This is a genomic window from Actinoplanes lobatus, assembly GCF_014205215.1.
GTDB lineage: Bacteria > Actinomycetota > Actinomycetes > Mycobacteriales > Micromonosporaceae > Actinoplanes > Actinoplanes lobatus.
In genome coordinates this window covers 8,056,737-8,082,454 of record NZ_JACHNC010000001.1, presented here as the reverse complement: position 1 = coordinate 8,082,454, position 25,718 = coordinate 8,056,737, and the positions used below count along the sequence as shown (strand labels likewise).

Here is a 25,718-nt window from a genome sequence, read left to right as displayed (position 1 = left end):
CCTTTCAATCGACGTCAGCCCTTGACCGAGCCGGCGACCATCCCGGAGACGATCTGGCGCTGGAAGATCATGAACATGATCAGCGGCGGGACCGTGACCAGCAGGATGTCCATGAAGAGCAGGTTGTAGGCGTTGGTGTACTGGCCCTGGAAGTTGAAGAGGGTGAGCTGCACGGTGGCGTTCTCGTCGCCGGGCAGGAAGTAGAGCGGGCTCGCGAAGTCGTTCCAGATGAACACCGACTGCACCACCACGATCGTCACGATGATCGGGCGCAGCAGCGGGAACACGACGCGGAAGAACAGGCCGACCGGTCCGGCCCCGTCGATGGTGGCGGCCTCGTCCAGTTCCCGGGGGACGCTCGCGATGAACGCCTGGAACAGCAGGACGCAGAACGCCATGGCGTACGCGATCTCGACGAGGATCAGCCCCGGCATGGTCTTGAACAGGCCGGTCTGCTGCAACACCCAGATGGTCGGCACCACGGCCGGCGGGATCACCAGCCCGGAGAGGACCACCAGGTTCAGCCCGCTGGTCCACCGCCCCTTCCGTCGTTGCAGGACGAACGCCGCCATCGCCGCCAGGATCACCACCACCGCGACGCTGGCCACGGTCAGGATCGTGCTGTTGATGAACGCGATGATCAGCAGGTAGTCGCGGGCCTCGACGACGTCCTGGAGGTTCTGGACGAACGCCCACTCGGTCGGCCAGGAGAACTGCAGGAGAGCGGATTCCGTCTGGCTCTTCGCGGCGGTCAGCACGATGAAGGCGAAGGGGATCAGAAAGACGACGGCGAACAGTACGATCGCCAGCGCGCTGAGCCAGTAGTTGGGCCGGGTCCTGGTGTTCACCGAGCGTCCTCCCTGCGGTTGAAGAACCAGAACAGCGGCAGCACGATCACGATGACCAGCAGGAACAGCACGACGTTCCCGGCCGTGGACAGCCCGTAGAAGCCGGCCTGGTACTGCTTGTAGACGACCGACGCCATCACGTCGGAGGTGAAACCCGGCCCGCCCTTGGTCATCGCCCAGATCAGGTCGAACTTCCGCATCCCGCCGATCAGCGACAGGATGATCACCGAGACTCCTGCCGGTTTGGACAGCGGCAGCGTGACGTGCCGGAACCGCTGCCACGGCCCGGCCCCGTCCACCTTCGCCGCCTCGAAGTACTCGCCGGGGATGGACAGGATGCCGGCCATGTAGATGACGGTGGCCAGCCCGGCACCCTGCCAGACGTCGACCAGCGCGACCGACAGCAGCGCCCAGTCCGGGTCCACCAGCCAGGCCGGCCCGGTGATCCCGATCAGGTCGAGCGCCTGGTTGATGACGCCCTTGGTGGGGTGCATGAGCACCTGGAAGGTCAGGCCCACGCCGATCGTGCTGACCAGCACCGGGAAGAACGCCACCGACCGCATGAAGCCGCGCCCGAGGATCGGGCCGGTCAGCAGCACGGCCAGCGCCATGCCGAGCACCACCTTGAGCCCGGAGGTGACCGCGGCGTACACGATGGTGTGCCACAGCCCGGACGCCAGCGCCGGCTCCCGGAAGAACTGCACGTAGTTGTCGAGGCCGATGAACTCCTGGTCGAACAGGGTCCAGCGGGTGAGGCTGAAGTAGAACGCCATCACCGACGGCACCAGGAAGAAGATCGTGAAGATCAGGCCGCCGGGGACGAGGAACCAGTACGGGTAGGGGCTCTTGCGTGCTGTCGGGCGCCCGCCTCCCGGCTGGTGGTCCAGCCGGGAGGCGGTTTTCGCCGGGGCGACGGTGGTCATCACCAGCCCTTGATGCCGAGCTGCTGCGCCTGCTTCTTGACGTCCTCGTCGTAGAGCTTCGCGCCGTCGGTGGCGCCCCGGATGCCGGATCCGACCTCGACGGTGATCTGCTCCAGTGCCGGGCCCTTGATCGGGGAGAGGAACTCCAGCGCCGGGCTGGCCGCGCCGGCGTCCACGTACGCGCTCAGGTCCTTGACCGCGGGGGCGACCGTGTCGGGCAGCTTGCAGGTCTTGACCGCGAACGGCCCGCCGACCGGTGCGGCGCTCGCGTTGGCCGCGCAGCCCTCGGGCGACGCGATGAACGCCTGGAACCGCTTCGCGGCGGTGAGCTTGCCGCCCTCGGTGCTCTTCGGGATGTAGATGCCGGACGGCTCCCACAGTGTGACGCCGTTCTTGGCCGCGTCGTCGCCGGGCAGCGCGAAGAAGCCGACGTCGTTCACATTGTCCGGGGCGGCCGTGTCGAGCGCCGGCACCCCGAAGGTGATCATCGGATAGTGCCCGGCCTTGCCGACGGCGACCGCGTTCAGCCCCTCGTTGTACTTGGCGGAGGCGTAGTCGTCGTTCCAGTACCCGGCCTTCTTCAGCTCCTCCAGGTGCTGGAAGCCGGCCAGCGCCTGCGGCGTGGTGGCGAACTTGGCCTGGTTGTTGGTGTACTTCCCGGCGAAGTCCGGCTGCGCCGCGGACACGTTGTGGAAGTCGGCCAGCACCAGGATCTGCGAGGTCCAGGTCTCACTGTAGGTCTGCTCGACCGGCGCCACCCCGGCCGCCTTGATCTTCGCGTTGTTGGCCATGAACTCGGCCCAGGTCTTGGGCGCCTGGAGGCCGAGCTTGGTGTAGAGCGGCTTGTTGTAGAAGATGCCGCCGCCGACGATGGCGCCCCACGGTGAGCCGTAGACGTCGGTGCCGGCGCTGACCACCTGCTTGAAGGTGGGGTCGAGGTCGCCGACCCAGGCCTCGCCGGTGACCGGCGTCAGGTTCGTCTGCGGCGCGATGGCCTGGAGCAGCGAGCCCGAGTTGTATTCGAAGACGTCCGCCATGTCGCCGGTGGCGAGCCGGGTCTTGACGAGGTTGTCGCCCTCGCTGCCCTGCGGGCGGGTGTCCAGCTTGACGTCGACGTCGGTGTTCTTCGCCTCGAACGCGGCGATGACCGCCTCGGCCACCTTGACGTTGGACGGGTCGTTGTTGGTGAGGAAGGTGATCTCGGTCTTGCCGCCGCCCTCGTCGTCGCTGGATCCCAGCGAGCCCGCGCTGCACGCGGACAGGGCGAGCGACAGCGTTCCGGCCGCCAGCGCCGTAACGAGTCGCATATGAACCTCCGGTTTCCGGAATGTTTGTAGATCGGTCTTCACGTGGTGACAGCCGTCACGGTAGACCGATCTACGTCGGCCACACAAGGGTGGATCCGAAACGTTTCAAAAGTCGGGGACGCGGCTGCCACCGGTGTTGGAGACCGGTTTACAGTGAGGGACATGTCGATCAGGAAGGGCCGGTCGGTCACGATCAGCGACGTGGCCGAGGCCGCGGGCGTCTCCCGGGCTGCGGTGTCGAAGGTGCTGCGCAACGCGTACGGGGTGAGCCCCGGCATGCGCCAGCGCGTCGAGAGCACCATCGAGCAGCTCGGCTACCGGCCCAGCGTCGCGGCCCGGGCCCTGCGCGGCTCCAGTTACCGGCTCGGCCTGGAGATCCCGCACATCGACGCCCGGTTCATGACCCAGATCCTCAAGGGCGCCAAGCGGGCGGTGGCCGGCACGCCGTACCAGATCATCCTGGCCCCGGCCGACGGCCCGGAGTACGACACCCTCGAATCGCTGGCCGACGGTCTCGTCGACGGCATCATCGCCGTCTCGCCCCTGGTCGACCAGGCCTGGCTGGAGGACCTCGCCCGCCGCGTGCCGGTGGTCATGCTCGGCCGCCACGACACCCCGGCCGGCTACGACACCGTCACCGGCGACGACCACGCCGGCGCCCGGGCCGTCATGGAGCATCTGCTGAGCCTGGGCCACCGCCGCATCGCACACCTGACCGAGCCGGAGAACGTGACGATCCCCGGCTCCGGAACCCCGCACTCGGTCCGGCTGGAGGTCTACCGTGCCTGCATGGCCGAGGCCGGGCTGTCCGGAAACATCCAGGTGGGCCGGCGGGACGTCAGTGGCGGTGACGCCGTCGGCGCCGCGGCCGCGTTGCTCGCCCTGCCCGAGCCGCCGACCGCGATCTTCGCGGGTCACGACGACATGGCCGTCGACGCCCTGGCCGCCGTGGGCCGTACCGTGGCGGTGGCCGGCTACGACGACACCGACCTGGCCGCCCATCCGCTGATCGACCTCACCTCGGTCGATCAGCAGGGCGTGGAGATGGGCGCCCAGGCAGCGACGATGCTGCTGGAGCGGTTCCAGGGCCGCACCGAACCGCGCCGGTACATGGCCGCGACGCGACTGCGGATCCGAAGCTCAACAGCCTCGTAACATTCGCTATTGACACTTGTAACTTTGTTAAGCATTCTCTGAGAGCGCTCTCTGCGTTGCGGACGCTCCGGCGTACGTCCCCCCGCACCTCCCAGGAGTCCTCATGTCCCCACGAAGCAAGATCCTGAGCGCTCTCGCGGCGCTGCTCACGGCGATACCCATCGGCGTGACGGCGGCCGCCCCGGCGGCACAGGCGGTCGGCCCGGCCCTGCTGCCGTTCACCGTCAACAACAGCACCGGCCGCGGCGACGCCACCTACCTCTACATGATCGGCGTCAACCTCACCACCGGACGCCTCGGCTACGTCACCGCGGGCGGCACGTTCAACAACTGGCCGGCCGGCTCGCTCCCGCCGTCGGCCGCGCCCGACGTCGCCATCGGCGGCCCCGGCAACGGCGGCAGCACCACCATCCAGCTGCCCCGCAACTTCTCCGGCCGGCTCTACATGTCGCTCGGCCAGAAGCTGAAGTTCTTCCTCACCCCGGACGGCCTGGTCCAGCCCGCGCCGTGGGCGTCCGGCGACCCCAACCACGACATCCTCTTCGACTGGAGCGAGTTCACCTACAACGACTCCGGGCTGTGGCTCAACAGCTCGCAGGTGGACATGTTCGCCGTACCCCACTCCGTCACCGTCTCCGGCACCGACGGCACCCGGACCACCGGTGCCGTGGTCGCCAACGGCCGGCAGAACATCATCGACCAGATCAAGGCGCAGTCCGGCTGGGCCAACACCGTCGTCACCCGCTCCGACGGCACCGTGCTGCGCGTGCTCGCACCCGGCAAGGCCGCCGACGCCGGACTGTTCAGCAGCACCTACCTCGACTCCTACATCAACTCCGCCTGGAACGCCTACACCGGGAAAACGCTCACCGTCGTACCGTTCGGCGACCAGCCCAACACGAAGTACTTCGGCCGCACCTCCGGCAGCACCATGGTCTTCACCAACAGCTCCGGCGCACAGGTCGCGTCGTTCAACAAGCCGACCAGCGCCCACGTCTGGGGCTGCGACGGCAACCTCCACGCCCCCAACGACCTGGTCGTCGGCCCGATCGCCCGCACCCTCTGCGCGGCCCTCAACCGCGGCACGCTCGGCACGATCGACACCCAGCCCGGGGGTACGGCGTCCGACTTCTACAAGAGCAACCCCGCCAACCAGTACGCGCGGATCATCCACGCGAACATGGCCGACGGCAAGGCGTACGCCTTCGCCTTCGACGACGTGCAGGCCCAGGAGTCGCTGGTCTACTCCAACAACCCCAGCTCCGCCGGGATCACGCTCTCCCCGTTCACCGGTGGTGGCGGTGGCGGCGGTTCGGCCACCGGCTACCGGGTGACCGGCCCCGGCGGCAAGTGCGTGGACGTCGCCGGCGACGACACCGGCGGCAACGGCACCGCCGTCCAGCTGTGGGACTGCCAGTCGGCCGCCAAGGACCAGTACTGGACCCTCAAGAACGGCACCCTGCAGACCCTGGGCCGATGCCTCGACGTCGTCGGCAACGCCACCGCCGGCGGCAGCCAACTCCAGCTGTACGACTGCAACGGCGCCGGCGGCCAGCAGTGGGTCACCCAGGCCGACGGCACCATCCGCAACCCGCAGTCCGGCCGGTGCATCGACTCGCCCAACGCCAGCACCGCCAACGGCGCCCGCCTCCAGCTCTGGGACTGCAACACCTCCGCGGCGCAGAAGTTCGCCTACAACAACGGCGCCACCAACCTCGCCGCCCCCGGCAGCAAGTGCGTCGACGTGGCCGGCAACGACACCGGCGGCGACGGGGCCGCCGTCCAGCTGTGGGACTGCCAGCTCACCGCCCGCGACCAGCACTGGTCCTGGACCGGCCAGTCGCTGACCACCCTCGGCATGTGCCTGGACATCGCCGGCGGCGGCACCGCCAACGGCGCCCAGCTCCAGCTGCACGACTGCACCGGCAACGCGGCCCAGACCTGGGTGCTGAACAGCAACGGCAGCATGAGCAACCCGCAGTCCGGTCGCTGCGTCGACGCCCCGTCCGGCAACACCGCCAACGGCACCCGCCTGCAGATCTGGGACTGCAACGGCTCCGCCGCCCAGAAGTTCACCAAGGCCTGACCCGCCGACCGAACGCCTCGCCGTGGATCCCCGTTCCAGGATCCACGGCGAGTTTCGTACGCGTGACGCCGTTCCGCTCCTGTCAGGGCGGTCCCGCCCTGCCGCGCTATCTCACCGCCCACTCCCGCCAAGGTCCTCGGTGACTTCGTTCAGCGGACGATCACTGCGGGGCGGCCGGCCAGTGGATCTCGAACCACAGGCGCTCGCTCTTCGCGTTGCTGTTGGCCAGGCCCTGGACGTAGCCGACGTCGTAGCCGTGGTAGTCCGTGGTGTCGAGGATCGACCGCACCCGCAGGGTGGTGGTGTGCGACTCGCCGGCCTCCAGGCGGGTGCCCTCGCACAGCCACTGGGAGAGGTTCCAGTCGTACAGCACGCACTGCTGGCCCGGGACCAGTCTCGCGGTCTGCGGCATGTGCACCAGGAAGCGGCCCTCGTCCTGGAACTCGGTGCCGTTGTGGACGGTGACCTTCAGCTTGCCGGTCTGCTTCACCTCGCCGGCCAACTGGACGTTCTCGGCCACCGCGGTGATCGGGCCGTCGTCAGCGGTGGCCGCCGACGCGGCCAGCGAGCCGGACATGGTGGCCGCGAGAGCCGCGACCGCGACGGGCACCGCTGCGAAGGCCAGACGCTTGTACATCTACTTTCCCCGTTTCCTCAGCGGCTGTGTGCCGCTTCGTCATCAGGTGCGATGCACCCTCGAACGGGTTGGTTCGCGCCAAAAGGTCACGGTGCGGTAACGAAGAATTCAGCTAGTCGTCACGGCCCGGAGATGGAGATCCCGTAGCAGGGCGATCTCCGCGCCGTGGTGGATGGCCTCCCGGTTGATGTGCAGCACCAACGTGGCCATCGGATACTCCCCGAACGGGCCCTCGGCCGGGCCGCACGGCCGGGCGGGGCCGTCGCCGCCCAGCCCGCGAACGCCGTCGGTCCAGCGTGTGTAGGCCTCGTCGAGCTGCCGGAGCGCCTCCGCCGCGGTCCCGGCGTAGTCGAAAGAGCCGTAGTCCATGGGCGGGCCGCCGAAGTGCGACGCGTTCCGCATCCCGAACACGCCCACGATGAGGTGGCCCAGCCGCCAGGCGATCGTCGTCACCGGTGCCGGCACCGGCTCCGGCAGCGCGAAGTCGATCAGGTGGTCGCCCGTTCCCGCTGCCATCGGCGTCGAACTCCGGCCCCGCGGGCGGACGCTCCAGCAGTCCGGGACCGGCTCCCAGAGGTACTCGGCGTCGCTGATCCCGTCGAGGCGGGGCCGCAGATGCGTACGCCAGTGCCAGTCGAGCTGATCGAGCAGTTCCCGGTTCCAATCGAGGCTCATACCCGCACGCTACGGCCCGGCGCGGCTCCCACGCGCCGTGACCGTTCGGAGAGGGCCTTCCCGGCCTGCCGGCGGACTACTGGCCTGCAAGACCACCCGCCGAGACGACCGGTGGGGTATTCGATTCAGGCGGCCAGCACGCGCCTTCTACTCCGGCCGGACCGCGTTCCACAGCCGTGCCGAGGTGTCGGCGCTGCACGATGCGACCGCTCGCCCGTCGGCGCTGAAGGTCACGCCGAACACCGCCTTCTCATGCTCTCCCAGCCTCCGGCTCGGATTCCGTGGAAGCGTCAATGACCAGATGGTGACCGATCGGTCGTAGCTCCCCGACGCCAGCAGCGAGTCGTCCGGGCTGAAGGCCACACTCCGTACCCTGTCGGTGTGGCCGGTGAGTACCGTGCCGGTGGCCGCGTGGTCGGCCATGCTGACGATCCGGATCGTCCGGTCGTCGCCGCCGGTTGCGAGCCTCTTGCCGTCCGAGCTGAAGGCGATGCTGCGTACGGCGCCGCCATGCCCGGTCCGGATCTGGCCGATCTGCGCACCGGTGGCGCTGTTCCATTCGTGCACCACGCCGTCGCTGCCGGCGGATGCGAGCACACCACCGTCTGGACTGAATGCCACCGCGTACACCTGGCCGGCATGGGAGTGTGCCGGACCCAACTGTGCGCCGGTCGTTGCATCCCAGAGGCGTACGGTCTTGTCGATGCTGCCGGTCGCGATCCGCCGGCCATCCGGGCTGAACGCCACGTCGAGCACCGCGTTGGTGTGCCCCCGGAGTCCCGGGTGGATCGCCGTGCGGCTCTGGAGGCTCCACAGTCCCACGGTGTTGTCGTCGCTGGCCGTGGCCAGGATCCGCCCGTCAGGTGAGAAGGCGATGCTACGAATGGCGTCCCTGTGTCTGGCGAGCGGTTCGCCGAGTTGCCTGCCGGTGACGGTGCTCCACAGCCGGACGCTGCGATCTTCACCGCCGGTGGCCAGCAGGGAATCGTCCGGAGAGAAGGCGGCCGCCCACACCGCGTCGGTGTGCCCAGTCAGTGCGCCCCGGAACCCGCCTTTCACCGATTGCGTGGCGGACTGCGGTGTGACGGCGTCAGCCGACTGCCACCACACGGTCGCGGCGCCGCTCAGCGCCGCGACCGCCAGCACGAGGGCCACCGCCGCGAACGGCGGCCGTCCGGGCCGGGCGAACCTCGCCGGGAAGGGCCGGGCCTGCCGGGTGGGCCGGCTCAGATCGATCTGTCGCTGGTACCAGTCACGTTGCCGTCTCAGGTGCTCACGGATCCGCTTTCCCTCGCGCCGAGGGTTCGACAGCAAAGACCGGGCGACGGCGCGCGCCGCGGTCGTGTCGTCCACCTTTTCCAGCAGCCGCAGGAATGTCACCGTCTGCTCGGGGGAGGCCGACACCACCCACGTGTCGACCGCCGTCGTCAGACGCTCGTCGCCGCATCGCGCCTTGATCGCGCCGATGACAGCCTGTGCGGCGTCCTCGGGCGGGGCCGCCGGTCGTCGCGAGCACACGGCGCCGAGGTGCCGGTACGCCTCGATCCAGCCCATGTCGGGCCGAGCGAGCAGATCCTTCATCCAGTCGTCGGGAAGCCGGATCTCGTCGGCCAGTCCGGGCAGGTCGTTCAAGCTCACCGCGATGGCTCGTACGGCGTGGTCGCGCACCGTGCCGTCGGTGGCGTCCGCGGCGGCAACCAGGCCCGCGAACGGCGTCTTGCCCGGCTCGCGGTGGGGGAGGCAGGCGACCAGTCTCCCGGCCAGCCCCGGGCGGTCGAGGTCCAGTTCGGGGCGGGACCAGACGTCGCGCAGACCAGCGAGATAGTCCTCATCGACGACGCCGCCGGTCTGTTCGGAGATCGGTGGGGGAGCGTCGAGCAGCAGTTGCAGAACGTCCAGGCGCGCCAGGTTCGAGCCATCTCGCACTGCCCGCCGGGCGTCCTCGATGACCTCCCGGTCGAGCTGGCCGGCGACGGCGGTGCGTGCGAGCCATGCCCAGATGCCCGGCAGCAGCCGATCCAGGTTGGCGCGGGCCTTGCCGATGGCCAGCAGAAGGGCCCAGCCCTGTGGGCACGCGCGCTCCATGCTCCGCAGGTCGTCGCCGTCCACCTCGTATTCGAGGTCCGTCGCCGCACGGAGGGGACGCAGACACCCAGGCGGGTCCCGCAACGCCTGGGTGATCCAGTTGACGAGCGACATGGCGTCGCTGTTCTCCGCGTCGCGCATTCCGCGTTCGAGGAAACGCAGGCACAACTCGGGCCAGTCGGCCAGGCTCTGATAGAGGTCCTGGCCGAGGTACAGGCCGCCCGGGAGCCGAACGAGAAGATCGGTCAGAGCGCTCAGCAGGGATTCGCTGGTGGCTGTGGGCCGGCGGCGCAACAATTCGGCGAGCAGCAGCTCGGCCGCGTGCCGGTCCGGGTGGTGCCGCATCGCGACCGTGAGCAGGTCGCGTGCGGTCTGATCGGCGGTGTCGTGCGCCATGAGTTCGCTCAGCCAGCCGCCGAGCCGGTCGGCCACCTCGGGCGACCAGTGCCGCCGGAGGATCGCGGCGGCCGAGGCCGGTTCGTCCGTGCCGGCGTCGTGCATCGCCTTCGTGGCGAGGAACCGTACGAAATTGTCGCGCCGCCGGTCGTCGATCCCCGCGATCCCGTTCACGCGTTCCAGCAGGAAGTCGACCTCCATCAGTGAGGCGACGTTGTCACGGATCTGCCGGTCCCGCACCACTTCGAGGTGCGACAGGGTCGCGGGATGGCACGCGTTGCGCACCAGCGCGATGCTCGTCGTTCCCTGGTTCTTCTCGCAGAGTTCCGGTAGAGGCCGGTTCTTGGCGTGGAGGGCGTTCGTCACCGCGTCATGGATGGTTGCGATGTCGAGAAACTCCGGGGCGTCCGGGATCCCGTCATGGAGAACACGAAGGAGTTCGCCGGTGTAGGCGGTGTGCTTTTCGCCGAACTTCGCGACTGCTTCGACCGTCGGTCCGACGGAGGTCATCAGAGTCGCCTGCTCGATGGCGGGGAAGGGCCGGATCCGGTCGGTGTTCATGGAATCCATGGCCAGACCGGCGAAGCAACAGTCGAGAATCACCAGCCTTCGGCCGGCCCGGCTGTCCTGGGTGCGCTTCTTGATCCTCGAGTAGTTGAGCGTCGTTTCTTCGGCCAGCTCCGAATCGGCGTCGTACAGGGCCAGTCGCAGTTCGTGCGGTGTCGCGTAGTCCGGCTGCCCGTGACCCGCGTAGTAGATGATGAGCAGCCCGTTCTCGCCGGTGCCGCTGCTCGCCGCACGCAGCGCGCGGCCCACGTCCTGGACGGTGGCGGTGCCCGAAATGACTGTGCAGCGATCCTCGGGCAGCCCCCAGTAGCCTTCGTCGAGCAGTAGTTCCCGCAGATCCGACAAATTGTTGCGGACTGCGGGCAGTGCACCCAGCGATTTGTATTCGTCAATTCCAATCAGTAGTACGCGAGATGAGGTGGTGGCGGCGAGCTGTATCACTGTTAACTGCCCAATTGGCGGGCGATATCTTCGGCGATCCCAGGGTCGTCGGTGTCGATGACGATAGTCTTCTCGCCGTTGGTGACCGTGACGCTCAATCGCTGATGCGGCGGCTGAGAGCGGCGCCAACCGATGATCGTGACGATGATCTGCGCCATCGAGAGCCCCGCGCCGAGCGCCATCTCGATGTAGTCGGCCACTCCGACGGTCATGCGTTCAGGCTGCGGCGGGGCCATGATCGTTCGTACGTTTCCGTGCATACGGATCGCGGGGGCGCGGAGGAGCCAGTCGGAAAGATGCCGGAGCCCCTGCCCGCCATTCGATTCGACGGTGATATTGACTGTTCGCACGTGTCGATTCCTTCTCGGCGTGCGCCCTTGTGGCGCATTGCCGGTAACGGCCTATCGGAGTCTGACGGACCAATCCAATGGCCGGGAAGGCAGCGAGGAGGATCCGGCCCGAATAGCCGAACCCGCACGGGTGAAGCCGGTGAGCCACGGAGCGGCGACGGGGGTGCGACCCTGTTCGCGGCCGCCCGCCAGCCGTTCGGGTCTCCTAATCTCGAGCCTGAATTCGAGGCGGGCCACCCGATCGTCAACGACACCGGCCCAGCGCCGCTCCTCACCCGCAGGACCGCCGCCCGGGTGCCGTACCGCGGCTGGTTCGCGATACGGCACACGGGCGGCGACCGGGGGCTCGCCTGGACGGTCCGCCGCTAGGCGGCCGCGGCGGCCGTGGTCTTGGCCAGGGCGCTCGCCTTCAGCTGCTCGAATTCGGCGGCGCTGATGGCGCCGGCGTCGAGCAGATTCTTGGCGGACGCGATCTCGTCGGTGGGGGTGGTGGCGGCCGGCGCCGCGACCTCCCGGATGTAGGCGTTCTGCCGCTTTACTGCCTCGGCCTGGGCGGCGAGCGCCCGTTCGGTCATGCCGCCGCCTCGGGCGATGAGGTAGACCAGCATGCCGAGGATCGGCAGGAAGACCAGGAACAGGGTCCAGAGGGTCTTGGCGACGCCACTGAGGTCCTTGTCCCGGAACAGGTCGCCGAAGACCCAGAACAGGCACATGAACCAGGCGACGAAGATGAAGAACTCGAACATCGCGAGCAGGAATGAACCGTTGTCGTCGAACACGTCGGCCTCCTTCCGAAGGGGATCGCCGATCCCGTCTGCGTGAGGATCGACTTCTCGGCCTTCAGTGGACCGCGTTCGGCGCCGCCCGCCCTCATCCCGGACGGAGTACTTCGGATGGATCCCGCTCTACCGGCGGGTTCCCAGGATCGTGGCGAGCAGGGAAACGATGCGGGCGACCGGAACCTCGTAGCGGCTGCCCCCGATCGTCTGCAACCATCCGGCGGCGACCAGCTGGCGCAGGTGGTGATAGACCTGACCGCTGGTGCCCATGCCCTCGATGCCGGTCAGCTCCTGTGCGGTGGCGGCCCCGCGCAATACGTGCTGGACCAGCCGGATCCGGGCCGGATGCGCGAGCGCGACCAGCGCCGCGACGTGCTCCGACCAGTCGCCGTCCAGCAGTTCCTCGACGCCGACACCCTCCTGCCATCGGGCGGCGCGCCCGTCGGGGAGCGTGACATGCCCGGTGATCAGCACGGCGCCGGGATCGTCCACTCTGGCGAGAAGCCCCTCGAGCGCCCAGAAGACGTCCGGATCGGGTGTCGCTGCCGCCCGGTCTTCCGAGGCCGGGAGACGTCTCTCCAGTTCAGCCACGCGCCGCTCCAGCGCGTCCCATCGGTCGACGTCAGTCATTGCGCAAAGATATCGTAATTACGTAGAACCGTATGCGCCAGTTTGCCGGCGCAGCATCCGCCGGCCGCGTGAGAGCCACGGGCCGGTTCCCCGCCGGAGCGTCTCCGCACAACGTTCGTCGACCGTCTGGGACGCCCTCGCCGACCTGCCCGACCACGAGCGGGAACGGCTGAGCCGAAGCTCCCGCAAACTCCGCGACCACCTGGACCGTCTCGCCCGGCACCGGCTCTGGCCCCGCGGAGACCTCCCTACCTGATCCGCCGGAGCGACCCCGGCGACGCGGCTGGAGACCACCGCGCCGTCGTCATGGTTGAGGTCCGCGTTTCGCTTCCGGCTCTTTCCCGGTACGCGTGACGTCGTCCCGCCGCATCTGCCCCGTCCCGTCTGGTCGGCGCGATCTCGCTGCCCGCTCCCGCCTTTGCCGCCCCCGCCGGGCGTAGATCGGTTGGATACCCCCGTCCGTCGCTCACACGGAGTTCCGGCCGGCCGGGTTCTCGGAGTGAGCGGGCGCGAAAGCCGCCGGGTGGGCGGCCGTCACGGCGATGGGCGGGGTGGGCGCACACGCTGGCGATGTCGTGGTCGCCTGCTTGTCCTATAGCGGTGGTGGCCGCGTACGCGGCGACTTGCGTGTGCGGCCACCACGGCTTCGGCAGCCCGACCGTGTGCACCCACCCGCGCTGAAGCCCGACCGACGTCGAACCGTTTCGCAACGCGGCTACCTCGCGGCCCGGCCCGCCGCCGTGCGCCGCCAGCCCACTTCCAGGGCGATGCTCAGCACCAGGACCCCGGCCAGCGTGATCAGCGAGGCCGGTTCGTGGATGAGTGTGGTGAAGGTGAAGGTCAGCAGCACCACGGCCGCGGAACCGATCGCCAGCGTGAGAACGGCGGTGCTGGCCCCGGTCTCCCGCCGGACCCGGAAGTGCGCCGCGGTGATGAACGTGAAGATGAGCAGAGCGACCGCGCTGCCGATCGAGGCGATCGCGTCCAGCGCGAAGAAGGCGGCCAGCAGCAGGCACGCCCCCGCCTGGATGAGCAGCCCGACCGGGGCGCGGCCACCGATGCGCCGGGCCATCAGCCCCGGGAACTGCCCGGTCTCGGCGAGCCGGTCGGAGAGCCCGGTAGCCGGGTACAGACCGGCGTTCGTGGCGCCGGCCGTGGCGAACAGGGCCGTGATCGCCATCATCCAGTAGCCGGTGTCGCCGAGTGACGGCTGCGCGGCGACGGCCAGCGCCGTGTCGCCCGAGGCGATCACCTCGTCGACGGTCAGCGTGCCGAAGACACCCAGCGCGATGGCGACGTAGATGACGGTCGCGATGGCCAGGGCGAGGAACATCGCCCGGGGCAGCTCTCGTTCGGGTCGCCTCAGGTCCTTCGCGGTGAAGGTGATGATGCCGAAGCCGAGGAACGCGAAGAAGGTGAGCGCGACGCTGGAGATGATGTCCTGCAACGACGGGTAGCCGGAGAACGCGAGCAGCGACGGGTCCATGTTGGCGAGCGTGACCACGGCGAACACCACCAGGATGCCCAGGACCAGGTAGACGATGACGGTCTGGGCACGGGCGACCAGCGCCGATCCGGCGATGTTCACCACGGTCATCACGACGATGATCAGGAGGGCGAACACCTTCGCCCAGACGGGATCGTCGTTCGTGAACATCGCGCTGGCGTAGCTGCCGAACGAGACGGCCACCATCGCGGTGACGATGGCGTTCGCCGCGTACGTGAGCCAGGCGGTGACCCCGGTGACGTGCCCGGTGCCGAAGCCCTTGGTCACGTACTCCAGCAGGCCGCCGGCGGACGGATAGCGGGCGCCCAGCTTCGCGAAGGAGTAGCCCTGCAACGCCGCGATCACGCCCGCGATGAGGAACGACAGCCAGACGGCGGCGCCCGCCACCGTACCGGCCGCGCCCAGAAGCGCGAAGATCCCGGCGCCGACCATCGCGCCGACACCGATGAACGCCGCCTGCCGTACCGTCAGATATCTGGTCTCCGTCGATGTCATCGCCGCCCACTCTCACCTCGTCAGGCGCGGGATCCGCGTCAACGAGTCTTCATGAATCGGCGGTGGCTTCCCTCCTCATCCGCGGATGAGTGATGTCACCCGGCCCGGGGACCGGTAACCGGTTTCCGGGCCGGAGCGGGGCCGTCCTGGCTACCGTCACGGCGATGCACCTGCCGCCGAGAGGACGTTCGCCTTGCCGTTCCCGGTCACGATCGTCACGCCCGTGGACGGGCCCGCCGGGGCGCGGCGGCAGCTGGAACTGCTGGAGGCCGCGCTGATCCGCACCGGGCTGGAGCTGCGGCGCCTCGGCGACGAGGGGCGGTACACCGAGCGGCCGGGCATGCTGGCGCACGTGGCCCGGTCCAGTTCGGCCGTCCTCTACGGGCTGCACCTGACCGTGGGCCGCTCCCAGGACGGGCCCGAGGAACCCGCCGACGCCGCCGCCATCCGCACGGCGGCCGAGTTCGTGCACGCCATCCGGGGGCACAACGACCGGGTGCCGATCCTGCTGTTCGGTGAGCAGCTGACGGCCCGGAGGATTCCGCAGTCGGTGCTGTCGCGCATCGACGGTGTCGTCAACGCCTACGAGGACACCCCCGACTTCCTGGCCCGCAAGATCCAGCGGGAGGTGAGCCACTACCTCGGCCAGCTGGCGCCACCCTTCTTCGCGGCGCTGATGCGGTACGCCAACGACGGCGCCTACTCCTGGCACTGCCCCGGCCACTCCGGTGGCACCGGTTTCCTGAAGAGCCCGATCGGTACGCTCTTCCACGACTTCTTCGGCGAGAACCTGCTGCGCGCCGACGTCTGCAACGCGGTCGAGGAACTCGGGCAGCTGCTCGACCACACCGGCCCGATCGCCGACAGTGAACGCCTGGCCGCCAAGACGTTCCGCGCCGACCACCTGTTCTTCGTCACCAACGGCACCTCCACCTCGAACAAGATCGTGTGGAACTCGCTGGTCGGGCCGGGGGACATCGTCGCGGTGGACCGCAACTGCCACAAGTCGGTGCTGCACGCCATCGTGCTCACCGGCGCCGTACCGATCTATCTGATGCCGACGCGGAACCGGGCCGGCGTGATCGGGCCGATTCCGCGCCGGGAATTCACCGCCGAGGCGTTGCGGGAGAAGATCGAGGCGAGCCCGCTGATCGCCGACAAGAACCGGCGGATCCGTCTGCTGACTCTCACCCAGTCCACCTATGACGGCATCATCTACCGGGCGGACGAGATCCGGGAGATCCTCGACGGCGTCGTCGACGCGATCCATTTCGACGAGGCCTGGCTGCCGCACGCCAGCTTCCACGACCTGTACGAGGGCATGCACGGCGTCGCCAACGACCGCACCCGCACCGCATCGACCGTGGTGTATGCAACCCAGTCCACCCACAAACTGCTCGCGGGCCTTTCCCAGGCGTCGCAGATCCTCGTGCAGGACAGCGCCGACGGCCGTTTCGACGATCGGGTCTTCGCCCAGGCGTACCGGATGCACACGTCCACGAGCCCGCAGTACGCCATCATCGCCAGCTGTGACGTGTCCGCCGAGATGATGGCCGGAAAGCGCGGTCCCGCACTCGTCGAGGAGACGATCACCGAGGCGATGGAGTTCCGCCGCACCGTCATCCGGATCGGCGCGGAATCGCCGGACTGGTGGTTCGGCGTCTGGGGTCCGGACACCCCACCCCGTACCGGACTGCCGGAACGATCCGAATGGGAACTGACGGCCGGCGCCGCCTGGCACGGATTCGACCGGGTCGACGACGGATTCGCCATGCTCGACCCGATCAAGGTCACGCTCACCACGCCCGGCCTCACCGTGCACGGCGAATTCAGCCCACCGGGCGCACCGAGCATCCCCGGCGTGGTGCTGGCGCGCTATCTCGCCGAACACGGGGTGGTGGTGGAGAAGACCGGCCTGTACTCGCTGTTCGTCCTGTTCACCATCGGCATCACCAAGGGCCGCTGGAACTCGCTGATCGCGGAACTGCACCGATTCAAGAGCGCCTATGCCGGGAACGCGAAGATCGAACGGCTGATGCCGGCCTTCGCCGCCGCCTTCCCGGGATACGTGGGACGCGGTCTCCGGGACATCTGCGAGGCCCTGCACACCACTTACCACGACGCCGACCTGGCCGAACTGTCCACCGCGATCTACACCGAACCGGTCGAACAGGTGACCCTGCCCACCACGGCGTGGACCGCCATGGCGGCCGGGCAGGTCGAACACGTCCCGGTGGCGGAACTCGCCGGCCGCACCACCGCGGTGCTGCTCACGCCCTACCCGCCGGGAATCCCGCTGCTGGTCCCCGGCGAGCGCATCAGCGCGACGATCGTCCGGTTCCTGCGCCACGAGCAGATCCTGGCCCGGCGATGGCCCGGCTTCACCGGCATCACCCACGGCGTCGACGGCGACGACGAGAACCGCACCGTCGCCTGCCTCCGCGAATAGCTGGACCACCGAGCTCAGCCCGGCGCGTGCGGCAAAGGCGCGAGCCGGCAGCTGGATCGCTGCCTGCCCCGGGCGGAACGCGTAGCCGTACCGGAGAAGGGAAGCCGGAAGCGAAGCACGGACCTCGGCTTCAGCGGAGGGGTTTGGCCAGCGTGGTGGTGCCGTCGGGGCCGGCGGGTGGCATCGTCCGGTAGCCCTCGCTGTGGTAGAGGGCGATGTTGTGCAGGCTTTTCGCGCCGGTGAAGAGCTCGGCGCGGTGGCAGGCGGGGTCGGCGGCTGCTTCCGCGGCGCGCAGCAGCCAGCGGCCGACGCCCTGGCCGCGGAGGTCGGGGACGACGGCGAGCCGGCCGATGTGCCAGTCGGTGCCGGTGCGGCGGGCGCGCACCATGCCCAGCAGGCGGCCGTCGCGCCAGATGCCGGTGGTGTGCCAGGTCGACAGCCACTCGCGGACGTCCTCGAGCGACTCGTGCAGGGCCGGGATCGCCAGGCTGTCGTTGGCGAGTGCCTCGTCCACCCAGCAGCAGCGCTGCAACACCGCGACCTCGGAGGCGTCGTCCGAGGTCAGCGGCCGTGCATAGGATCCCGGGAGCGGCCCGGGAGCGGCCGCGGAGCGTTCCCGCATCGGGCGCAGCGCGTGGGCCAGACGGACCAGTTCGTCCAGCAGGGCGATGCCGGCCGTGTCGTGGGCGGGGTCGGGGCGCAGGCCGTCGCCTATGCGGATCGCGACCGTGGCGCCCAGGGGGACCAGGCGCAGCGTGGTGACGACCTGCTTGGCGTGCTGCACCGAGCGGGTGCCCGCCGACGTGTGGCCGTAGCTGACGAAACCGATCGGCTTCCACGCCCACTCGCGGCTGAGATAGTCCAGCGCGTTCTTGAAGGTCGCCGGCATGCCGTAGTTGTACTCCGGGGTGATCGCGATGATGCCGTCCGCCGCGTCGACGATCGCGCTCCACCGGCGGGTGTGCTCGTGCCGGTGGACACCCGGCTCCTCCTCGTCGAGGAACGGCAGGTTCAGCTCGTCGAGGGCCACCGGCACGAGTTCGGCGCCGAGCTCGGCGGCGCGCGGGGCGATCGTCTCGGTCAGCCACCGGCTCACGTCCGGGCCGAGGGCGCCGGGGCGGGTGCTGCACGTCAGCACCAGGACACGGATCGGTTTCGTTGACATGGAAACGAAGGTTAGATGCTAGGTTGATTACATGTCAACGAAATGGCTGAGCCCGGACGAGGAGCGGGCCTGGCGGGCGTTCCTGCGGGTGATGGTCGCCGTGCAGACCGGCACGGCCCGTGACCTGGCCTCGATCGAACTCTCCGAACCCGACTACGAGGTCCTCAGCACCCTGTCGGAGCAGCCCGGTCACACCAGCACCCTGGGCCGGCAGGCCGACAAGATGGGCTGGTCACGCAGCCGCCTGTCACGGCACGCCAGCCGGATGGAGACACGCGGGCTGCTGCGGCGCGAACCCGACCCGGCCGACGGCAGGGGCTGCCTGCTCGTGCTCACCGCGTACGGGCTGGAGGCGCTCGCCGACGCCGCACCGATCCACGTCGCCTCGGTGCGGCACCACTTCATCGACCGGCTCACCCCGGAGGACCTCCTCGCCGTCGAGCGGATCGCCGAGCGGCTGGGTCAGTCGCCCTGACGTTCGGCCCGATGCCGGAGCAACTCCGCAGGTACTCCTCCGGGATGCCGTCCACTGCCGACCGGGCCGGCCGCGGTGGCGAAGGTGCGATGGGTGCCTGGCCGGGGACGGCTCCACCGCGTCGCCCTCGACTCACCCGATCGAGTGACATAGGCACTAGACAGGTTGTCGTGCGCCTAGGCTGGGCGGTGTGGATTTCCCTTTCCCGAACCTGGTCGGTCACCAGGAAGTTCGTGTTCGGCTGGGCGGGATCAGCCGGCAGCGCGTCTACCAGCTCACCAACCGCGCCGATTTCCCGCGCCCGGTCGCCCAGCTCGCCCAGGGACGGGTGTGGCTGGCCGATGAGGTCGAGGCCTGGTGCCTGGCCCGGGGCCGTCCCTGACGGCGTTGCCCTGGCATCCTGGACCGGGCCGTCCGTGGGTGGCTGCTTCACGAACAGGGCAGCCAATGAACTTCCATCCGATCGCCGCGGCCGACCTTGGCGCGACCCTCGGCGGCATCGCCTTCTGGACCGTCCTGCTCGCCGGCTGGGTGGCTCTGTTCGTCGCCACGATCGTCAGCATCGTCCGGGCGGGGTTGAGTAGACGATCACTCACCCGCTGGATCCTGCTGGTCGCCCTGGCGCCGGGCATCGGCATCCTCCTGTGGTTCGCGGCCGGGCGCTGTCAGCCTTGTACGGGCTGACCTCCGCCGCTCTGGTGGCGAAGGCCGTCGAGGAGCAGGTCGAGGCCGGCGACGAACTGGTCGCGGTCGTCGTGCTCGCGGAGGTCGGCGGCCGCGCCGGTGAGGAACGGGAAGGTCTGGGCGTCGAGTGACTCCCAGCTCTTCGCGTACTCGGCGAGCAGGGCGTCGCGGCCGGCGGAGGTGTCGACCGTCGCGACCCGGACCACGTCCTGGGCCGTGACGCTGACCACGTAGTTGAAGATCGCGGTGGCGACCAGGAAGCGGCGCTCGGCGGGCAGGGGAGTGCCGGTCAGCAGGGTGCCGATGCGGTCCAGCAGGTGCAGCGCGCTGGGCAGGCTGGGCAGCACGATGACGTGGCGTGCGGCCCAGGAGTGCCGGTCGAGGGCGTCGTAGACGGCCAGCGCGAGGGAGCGCAGATCCTGCTCCGGGCCGGCGGCGGCCAGGGCGTCGCCGAGGATCCGGTCGGCGCAGAGGCGCACCAGCTCCTCCTTGTTGGCCACGTGCCAGTAGATCGCTCCCGCGCCGGTGCGCAGCCGCTCGGTCAGCAGTTTGAAGGTGAACCCGCGCTCACCGTGCTCGTCGAGCAGCTCGATGGCGGCGGTGACGACGACCTCGCGGGAGAGGCTCTCGGTGCGACGGGCCGGTGACATATCCCCATCTTGACACAGATTGGAATGGCGTTCCATCCTTGGTTATGGAACGCCATTCCAGAGAAGGGGGTGCCCTGTGAGCACCGAAGTCCTCGAGGCGCGTGCGACCTCGCTGCGGGCCGTGTGGCCCGCCATCCTCGGGTTGTCGGTCGTCTTCCTGGTGGAGATGCTCGACAACTCGGTCCTCAACGTCGCCCTGCCCACCATCGCCCGGGAGCTGCACGCCACCGCCTCCGACCTGCAATGGGTCACCTCGGGGTATTCGCTGCTCTTCGGCGGCCTGATGATCGCCTTCGGCGCCATCGCCGACCGGTACGGAACACGCCGCGTGATGCTGATCGGCCTGACCCTGTTCGCCCTGGCCAGCCTCGCCGTCCTCGCGGTCCGCACACCGGCCGGGCTGATCGCGGTCCGCGCCGCCATCGGTGTGGCCGCCGCCATGACCGCACCCGGAACCATGGCCCTCTGCTTCCGCCTCTTCGACGCCGAGAACCTGCTGATGCGCGCCACCGGCTTCATCTCCACGGTCGGCCTCGTCGGGCTGGCCGTCGGTCCGACCGTCGGTGGCCTGATCATCCAGGTCCTGCCCTGGCAGACCCTGCTCGTGCTCAACGTGCCCGTCGTGGTGCTCGCCACCCTCTGCATCCGGTTCGGCATCCCCGCCGACGACCCCGCCCACCGCAACCGCACGCCGCTCGACCTGCCCGGCGCCCTGCTCGGCACCGCCACGATCATCCTGGCCCTCTGGACCGCGAGCCTGGCCGTCGAGGACGGGCTCCTCGCCGCCGTGCCGTGGCTGCTCGGCGCCGTCGCCGCCGGCGTGGGATTCGTCGTCCGGGCACGCCGCACCGCCCACCCGATCATCGACTTCGCCCTGCTCAAGCGGCCCCTCGTCGGCGCCGGACTGGCCTACCAGGCGGCGCTCGGGCTCGGCATGGCGGTCCTCGCCTACAGCGTCTCGCTCCAGCTGCAACTCGTCTGGGGCTGGTCCCCGGCCCAGGCCGCCCTCGGCAACCTTCCGCAGGTCATCACCATGATCGCGGTCGGGCCGCTGGTCGAGGGCTTCGTCAAGAAGGCGGGCGCCCACCGCGCCGGGATCGTCGGCGCCGCGGCCGTCGTCGCCGGTCTGCTGCTCTACGGGCTCCTCGGCCGGTACGGATACCTCGCGATCGCCGCCGCCCTCGTCCTCACCGCGGCCGGCATGCGCGTCGTCATGGTCATCGCCACCGTCACCGTGATGCGCGGCCTCCCCGCGGACCAGACCTCCACCGGCGCCGCCCTGAACGACACCGGACAGGAGGTCTTCAGCAGCATCGGGCTTGCCGTCACCGGCACCATCGTCGCCTCGGCACTGTCCGGTTCACTCGCCGACCTGGACGCCACGGCCGCCCACGGTTTCGAGAACGCCGTCACCACCGCCACCCTGGTCCTCACCGCCGTCTGCGTAATCCTCGCCGGATGGGCCGCCCGGCGCAGCGCGGCGCATAGCCTTGCTGACCATGGGAGCCGTTGAATCGCTCGCGACCGGACAGCGCTCGCTCGGGGACACCCGCATCGGATATCCGCTCTGGCCGCCACTGACCAGCGGGTGCCCCGAGACGAGCAGCACCGAGACCGCCTATCCGGTCGACGTCGACTACGACTACGACCGGATGCCGGCCGGCCGGCTCACCGCCGACCGCTTTCCGGCGCTCCTGCCACCGCTCGCGGCTCTCGGGCTGGGCGAGGGCGGAACGCCGCTGGTCGAACTGGAGCCGGGCGTCTACATCAAGGACGAGTCCCGCAATCCGACGTGGAGCCACAAGGACCGGCTCAACCGCTGCACGGTCAGCGCGGCCGTCGGCGTCGGCGCGCCCGGCGTCGTGGTCGCCTCCTCCGGTAACCACGGGGCTTCGGCCGCCGCCTACGCGGCCCGCAACGGCCTGCCCTGCGTGGTGATCACCGGCCCCGATCCGGCGCCGCAGGTGACGGCCTTCCTGCGGGCCTACGGTGCGGTGGTGCTGCCGGTGCCGTGGGAGCGGCGGTGGCCGGTGATGCGGCGGATCGCCGAGCGGGGCGGCCTGCACCCGGTCAGCAGCACCACCGTCACCCACACCGGGCACCCCTTCGGGCCCGAGGGCTACAAGCCCATCGCCTACGAGATCCATCTGGAGATCGGCACGCCCACGGCCGTCTTCCTTCCCACCGGGTACGGCGAACTGCTCTACGGCGTGTGGAAAGGCTTCGCCGAACTCGAACGACTCGGGCTCGCCGACCGGGTGCCACGCATGATCGCCTGCGAACCCGCCGCCGCGGCGCCGCTCGTCGAAGCCCTCCGCTCCGGGGCGCCGGCCGCCCGGGTCGACATCGGGCCCACTGCGGCCTACTCGATCGTGTCGCAGGTCAGCGGCTATCGCGGGGTGCTCGCCGTGCGTTCCAGCGGTGGGCGGGCCGTCGCCGTCGACGACGATCAGTTGCGAACCGCCCAGGCCGAACTCGGCCGCTCCGGCCTCTGGGTGGAGCTGTCCGGCGCGGCCGGGCTGGCCGGATTGCGCAGCGGCGGCCCGCTCGACGGGCCGGTCGTCTGTGTCTCCACCTCCAGCGGCTTCAAGGACCCGATCGGATTCCCGGCGCCGCTCCCGGCCGTGAGCGGCGATTGGTCTGACGTGAGCCGAATTCTGAAGGCGGCCGGCATCGAGGCCTGAACGATCCTTGGTGGAGGGCGTGAAGCCGGTCAGGCCGGTAGGCGGACGCCTCCCCGCCAGACCGCCGCGATCGCTTTCGTGGCGCTGATGTCGCTGATCGGGTCGTCGTCGACGAGCAGCAGGTCGGCACGGAAGCCAGGAGCGATGCGCCCGCGGTCGGTGAGCCCGAAGACCCGGGCCGGGATGCTCGTAGCGGCAGCCAGGGCCGCCTCCGGGGGCATGCCTGCCCCGGTCAGGAGCAGCAGCTCGCGGTGCATCGCGATGCCGTGCTCCGGAACATACGGATTGGCATCCGTGCCCGCGAGGAGCACCACGCCCGCCTCGTGCAGGGCCCGTGCCGCGTGGCCGGCAGCCGAAGGTTTCGCATGGTCGGCCGCCGCGGCCGGTGCGGTGATCGCCTCGAAGTAGACCAGCGTCGTCACCACGAACACGCCCGCGGCGGCGATCCGGGCGGCCAGCGCGGACAGCTCCGGACCGGCCGCCAGATCGGCGGGCACATGGGCCAGCCCGTCGACACCCGCGTCGAGGGCGATGGCGACCTCCCGTGCGGTCACGGCGTGCGCGATCGCCCGGAGACCGTGCGCGTGGGCGGCCTCCACCAGTGCCGCCACCGTCGCCGGGGCGAGCGTGGGGAAGCCCTCGCCGTGCAGCGTCCCGTCGTCCACCACGATCTTCAGATAGTCGGCGCCCTCCGCCACCCGGTCCGCTGCGAACCGTTTCGCATCCGCCGGGCCGGTCACCGCGTCGATCGCCCCGGCCGCGTCGCCCAGTGCCCCGGCGTCCGTCAGCAGCTGGGTCGGGTGACCGCCCGGCGCTGTCGCCAGCATCCCGGCGCTGCGCAGATCGGCGACGTCGTCGCGGACGGCGGCGAGACGCCGCTGGCGGGCCAGATTGCCGGGCATGCAGAACATGTCCAGCTCGGTGGTGACCCCGTGGGCCAGGGCGGCGGCGAGGCTGCCGTCGACCACGTGGGTGTGCGCGTCGATCAGGCCCGGCAGCAGTGTGCGGCCGGAGCCGTCCACCACCGTGTCAACCGGACGGCCGTCGGGCGCCATGATGCGGGCGCCGTCGATGAGGATGTCGGCGCGGGGGACGGTCCGCTCACCGTCGAAGACACGGACGTCACGAATCAAGGTGCGAGTCATGCCATCCCAGAGGGGCGTCCCGGCCCGGAACGTGACGGGCGGAGAGGTGGGTCACATCCCGTCACGTTGCCGGAGCCTGACGTCATCTCATGTGGCGTGACCGCGACACAGGACTTCGTCGATCATCGGGAGCTGCTGTTCTCGATCGCCTACGACATGCTCGGCAGCGTCGCCGACACCGAGGACGTGCTCCAGGAGACCTGGCTCGCCTGGACCGCCCGCGAGCGCGAGGTCGACAACCCACGCGCCTACCTCGTGCGGATCGCGGTCAACCAGGCCCTCGCACGGCGTGCGGAGATCGGGCGGCGGCGGGAGACATATGTGGGGCAGTGGCTGCCCGAGCCACTCGTCACCCCGGTCACCAGCGACCCGGCCGAGCGGCGCGACACCGCCTCGATGGCGCTGCTCGTCGTCCTGGAGACGCTCAGCCCACTGGAGCGGGCCGTGTTCGTGCTGCACGAGGTGTTCGCGTACCCGTTGACGGAGATCGCCGACATGGTCGGCCGCGCCCCCGACGCGGTCCGGCAGGTCGCCCACCGCGCCCGGTCACACGTGCACGCTCGGCGGCCCCGCTACCGGCCCGACCCGCGCACCCGGCAGGCGGTCACCGAGCGCTTCCTGGAGGCGGCTCTCGGCGGTGACGTCGAGGAGCTGCTGCGGGTGCTCGCACCGGATGTGACGCTGTGGACCGACGGCGGCGGCAAGGGTCCCGCCACCAGTCCGGGCCCAATCCACGGCCGGGACGCGGTGGCCCGTGTCCTGGCCTCGGTCGCGGCCGGCATCGCGGGCTTCGACGTCGGCTACCGGATCGTCGGCGGCGACCCCGCAATCGTCGTCTTCGACGGCGAGGCGCCGGTGGCCGTCCTGGTGCTCACGTTCGACGGCCCGGCCGTGAACGGCGTCTACTCGATCACCAACCCGGACAAAATGAGCGGAGTGCGACTATCCAACAAACCCGACCACTAGACGTACGCCGTCGTCGCCGTGGATGGCGGCCAGCGCCCGCAGCACGTCGAACGCCTTGTCCCACCCGGTCCCTGGGCCGAGCACGTGCCGCCGGTCCAGCTTCTTGAACTCGTAGGTGACCTCGCCGACCTGCCACTTCCCGAAGGGCGCGCCGACCGGGGAAGGGCCGAGTGGTGACCGGCCCACCTTCTCCGGCCACGTGTCGTGCACGGTCCACTCGGTCCCGCAGCCATCGCTCCAGGTTTGGATGAGGACACCACTCACCGGAGCGGTGACCGACATGTCGAGATCCTTCAGCTCATCCCATCCGACCCACGTCTCGCCGCCGACCGCGCCGTCTATTGCGGCGGCTTCGTCAAAGTCGTTACGGACCTGCTGGGACACGTCTTCCGGCAGGCCCCGCTGCGGGGCGATCGGTTTCCAGTCCTGATAGTTGCGAACGCCGAAGAGGCAGCCGTAGGCACAATACAGAGGCCATCGAACAAGCAGGCTGACATTCATGCACGGCGTCCACGGTTCGGACCAGGACCACTTCGGATCATGAAAGGGATTGCGAACCTCCACCGTGCCCATGATGTCCGTCCCCATGATCGAATTCTATGGAACCGGTACGGGCACC

At 69.7% G+C, this 25,718-nt stretch carries 23 protein-coding genes; 9 read left to right on the top strand and 14 right to left on the bottom strand.

Annotation, left to right across the window (positions count from 1 at the left end; all coding sequences use genetic code 11):
* Positions 1 to 14: 14 nt before the first annotated feature.
* The 3 genes from BJ964_RS37150 to BJ964_RS37140 are packed head-to-tail and all read right to left on the bottom strand — an operon-like array spanning position 15 to position 3,078.
* Positions 15 to 848 (bottom strand): carbohydrate ABC transporter permease, encoded by an 834-nt coding sequence (locus tag BJ964_RS37150; protein WP_188125023.1) that lies wholly within the window; start codon positions 846 to 848, stop codon positions 15 to 17.
* Entirely contained in the window at positions 845 to 1,771 is a 927-nt protein-coding gene (locus BJ964_RS37145) for a carbohydrate ABC transporter permease (protein ID WP_188125022.1), read from the bottom strand. Before BJ964_RS37145 ends, BJ964_RS37150 begins: the two co-directional genes overlap by 4 nt.
* Positions 1,771 to 3,078, bottom strand: coding sequence for an ABC transporter substrate-binding protein (locus tag BJ964_RS37140; RefSeq protein WP_188125021.1), 1,308 nt, complete (start codon positions 3,076 to 3,078; stop codon positions 1,771 to 1,773). Before BJ964_RS37140 ends, BJ964_RS37145 begins: the two co-directional genes overlap by 1 nt.
* A 162-nt stretch (positions 3,079 to 3,240) precedes the next feature.
* Between BJ964_RS37140 and BJ964_RS37135 the strand changes: the two genes are divergently transcribed.
* The gene (locus BJ964_RS37135; protein WP_188125020.1) at positions 3,241 to 4,233 is read left to right on the top strand and encodes a LacI family DNA-binding transcriptional regulator; all 993 of its coding nucleotides are present in this window, start codon (positions 3,241 to 3,243) and stop codon (positions 4,231 to 4,233) included.
* A 103-nt stretch (positions 4,234 to 4,336) separates the two neighbouring features.
* The gene (locus tag BJ964_RS37130) at positions 4,337 to 6,319 is read left to right on the top strand and encodes a beta-1,3-glucanase family protein (RefSeq protein ID WP_188125019.1); all 1,983 of its coding nucleotides are present in this window, start codon (positions 4,337 to 4,339) and stop codon (positions 6,317 to 6,319) included.
* A 160-nt stretch (positions 6,320 to 6,479) separates the two neighbouring features.
* On the opposite strand, the gene BJ964_RS37125 is transcribed toward BJ964_RS37130, so the two are convergent.
* From BJ964_RS37125 to BJ964_RS37100, 7 genes are all read right to left on the bottom strand, one after another.
* Positions 6,480 to 6,956 carry a hypothetical protein gene (locus BJ964_RS37125; protein ID WP_188125018.1) on the bottom strand — a complete coding sequence of 159 codons (477 nt, stop codon included), beginning with the start codon at positions 6,954 to 6,956 and terminating at the stop codon, positions 6,480 to 6,482.
* A gap of 108 nt (positions 6,957 to 7,064) precedes the next feature.
* Entirely contained in the window at positions 7,065 to 7,631 is a 567-nt protein-coding gene (locus BJ964_RS37120; protein ID WP_188125017.1) for a DinB family protein, read from the bottom strand.
* A 147-nt stretch (positions 7,632 to 7,778) separates the two neighbouring features.
* The gene (locus BJ964_RS48630) at positions 7,779 to 11,120 is read right to left on the bottom strand and encodes a caspase, EACC1-associated type (RefSeq protein WP_229806677.1); all 3,342 of its coding nucleotides are present in this window, start codon (positions 11,118 to 11,120) and stop codon (positions 7,779 to 7,781) included.
* A gap of 2 nt (positions 11,121 to 11,122) precedes the next feature.
* Positions 11,123 to 11,470: an effector-associated constant component EACC1 gene (locus tag BJ964_RS47550; RefSeq protein WP_223149675.1), complete on the bottom strand. Its 348-nt coding sequence runs from the start codon at positions 11,468 to 11,470 to the stop codon at positions 11,123 to 11,125.
* Between the two features lie 365 nt (positions 11,471 to 11,835).
* On the bottom strand, positions 11,836 to 12,249 hold the full coding sequence (locus tag BJ964_RS37110; RefSeq protein WP_188125015.1) for an SHOCT domain-containing protein: 414 nt from the start codon (positions 12,247 to 12,249) through the stop codon (positions 11,836 to 11,838).
* A 126-nt stretch (positions 12,250 to 12,375) separates the two neighbouring features.
* The gene (locus BJ964_RS37105; protein WP_188125014.1) at positions 12,376 to 12,879 is read right to left on the bottom strand and encodes an ArsR/SmtB family transcription factor; all 504 of its coding nucleotides are present in this window, start codon (positions 12,877 to 12,879) and stop codon (positions 12,376 to 12,378) included.
* A gap of 715 nt (positions 12,880 to 13,594) precedes the next feature.
* On the bottom strand, positions 13,595 to 14,881 hold the full coding sequence (locus tag BJ964_RS37100; protein ID WP_188125013.1) for an APC family permease: 1,287 nt from the start codon (positions 14,879 to 14,881) through the stop codon (positions 13,595 to 13,597).
* A 193-nt stretch (positions 14,882 to 15,074) separates the two neighbouring features.
* Between BJ964_RS37100 and BJ964_RS37095 the strand changes: the two genes are divergently transcribed.
* Complete coding sequence (locus BJ964_RS37095; protein WP_203832422.1) at positions 15,075 to 17,330, top strand: Orn/Lys/Arg family decarboxylase; 2,256 nt, start codon at positions 15,075 to 15,077, stop codon at positions 17,328 to 17,330.
* Positions 17,331 to 17,460: 130 nt separating this feature from the next.
* Here the strand turns inward: BJ964_RS37095 and BJ964_RS37090 are convergent, their stop codons facing one another.
* Complete coding sequence (locus BJ964_RS37090; protein WP_188125012.1) at positions 17,461 to 18,495, bottom strand: GNAT family N-acetyltransferase; 1,035 nt, start codon at positions 18,493 to 18,495, stop codon at positions 17,461 to 17,463.
* A gap of 31 nt (positions 18,496 to 18,526) precedes the next feature.
* Between BJ964_RS37090 and BJ964_RS37085 the strand changes: the two genes are divergently transcribed.
* The 3 genes from BJ964_RS37085 (at position 18,527) to BJ964_RS37075 (ending at position 19,654) form a co-directional block, all read left to right on the top strand.
* Positions 18,527 to 18,970, top strand: a complete 444-nt coding sequence (locus BJ964_RS37085) for a MarR family winged helix-turn-helix transcriptional regulator (RefSeq protein WP_188125011.1) — start codon at positions 18,527 to 18,529, stop codon at positions 18,968 to 18,970.
* A 190-nt stretch (positions 18,971 to 19,160) separates the two neighbouring features.
* Positions 19,161 to 19,352 (top strand): helix-turn-helix transcriptional regulator, encoded by a 192-nt coding sequence (locus tag BJ964_RS37080; protein ID WP_188125010.1) that lies wholly within the window; start codon positions 19,161 to 19,163, stop codon positions 19,350 to 19,352.
* Between the two features lie 65 nt (positions 19,353 to 19,417).
* A complete protein-coding gene (locus BJ964_RS37075; protein ID WP_188125009.1) occupies positions 19,418 to 19,654 on the top strand; it encodes a hypothetical protein in 237 nt (78 codons plus the stop codon).
* On the opposite strand, the gene BJ964_RS37070 is transcribed toward BJ964_RS37075, so the two are convergent.
* The gene (locus BJ964_RS37070) at positions 19,636 to 20,304 is read right to left on the bottom strand and encodes a TetR/AcrR family transcriptional regulator (RefSeq protein WP_188125008.1); all 669 of its coding nucleotides are present in this window, start codon (positions 20,302 to 20,304) and stop codon (positions 19,636 to 19,638) included. The two genes, BJ964_RS37075 and BJ964_RS37070, sit on opposite strands and share 19 nt — an antisense overlap.
* 76 nt (positions 20,305 to 20,380) lie before the next feature.
* Between BJ964_RS37070 and BJ964_RS37065 the strand changes: the two genes are divergently transcribed.
* Both BJ964_RS37065 and BJ964_RS37060 read left to right on the top strand, forming a co-directional pair.
* Positions 20,381 to 21,817, top strand: coding sequence for an MFS transporter (locus BJ964_RS37065; protein WP_188125007.1), 1,437 nt, complete (start codon positions 20,381 to 20,383; stop codon positions 21,815 to 21,817).
* Positions 21,804 to 22,988, top strand: coding sequence for a threonine synthase (locus BJ964_RS37060; RefSeq protein ID WP_188125006.1), 1,185 nt, complete (start codon positions 21,804 to 21,806; stop codon positions 22,986 to 22,988). Before BJ964_RS37065 ends, BJ964_RS37060 begins: the two co-directional genes overlap by 14 nt.
* 29 nt (positions 22,989 to 23,017) lie before the next feature.
* Here the strand turns inward: BJ964_RS37060 and BJ964_RS37055 are convergent, their stop codons facing one another.
* Positions 23,018 to 24,133, bottom strand: coding sequence for an amidohydrolase family protein (locus tag BJ964_RS37055; RefSeq protein WP_188125005.1), 1,116 nt, complete (start codon positions 24,131 to 24,133; stop codon positions 23,018 to 23,020).
* Between the two features lie 96 nt (positions 24,134 to 24,229).
* Between BJ964_RS37055 and sigJ the strand changes: the two genes are divergently transcribed.
* Positions 24,230 to 25,099, top strand: coding sequence for an RNA polymerase sigma factor SigJ (gene sigJ / locus BJ964_RS37050; RefSeq protein ID WP_229806663.1), 870 nt, complete (start codon positions 24,230 to 24,232; stop codon positions 25,097 to 25,099).
* Here sigJ and BJ964_RS37045 read toward each other — a convergent pair.
* Positions 25,076 to 25,687, bottom strand: coding sequence for a hypothetical protein (locus BJ964_RS37045; protein ID WP_188125004.1), 612 nt, complete (start codon positions 25,685 to 25,687; stop codon positions 25,076 to 25,078). The two genes, sigJ and BJ964_RS37045, sit on opposite strands and share 24 nt — an antisense overlap.
* Positions 25,688 to 25,718: the final 31 nt, after the last annotated feature.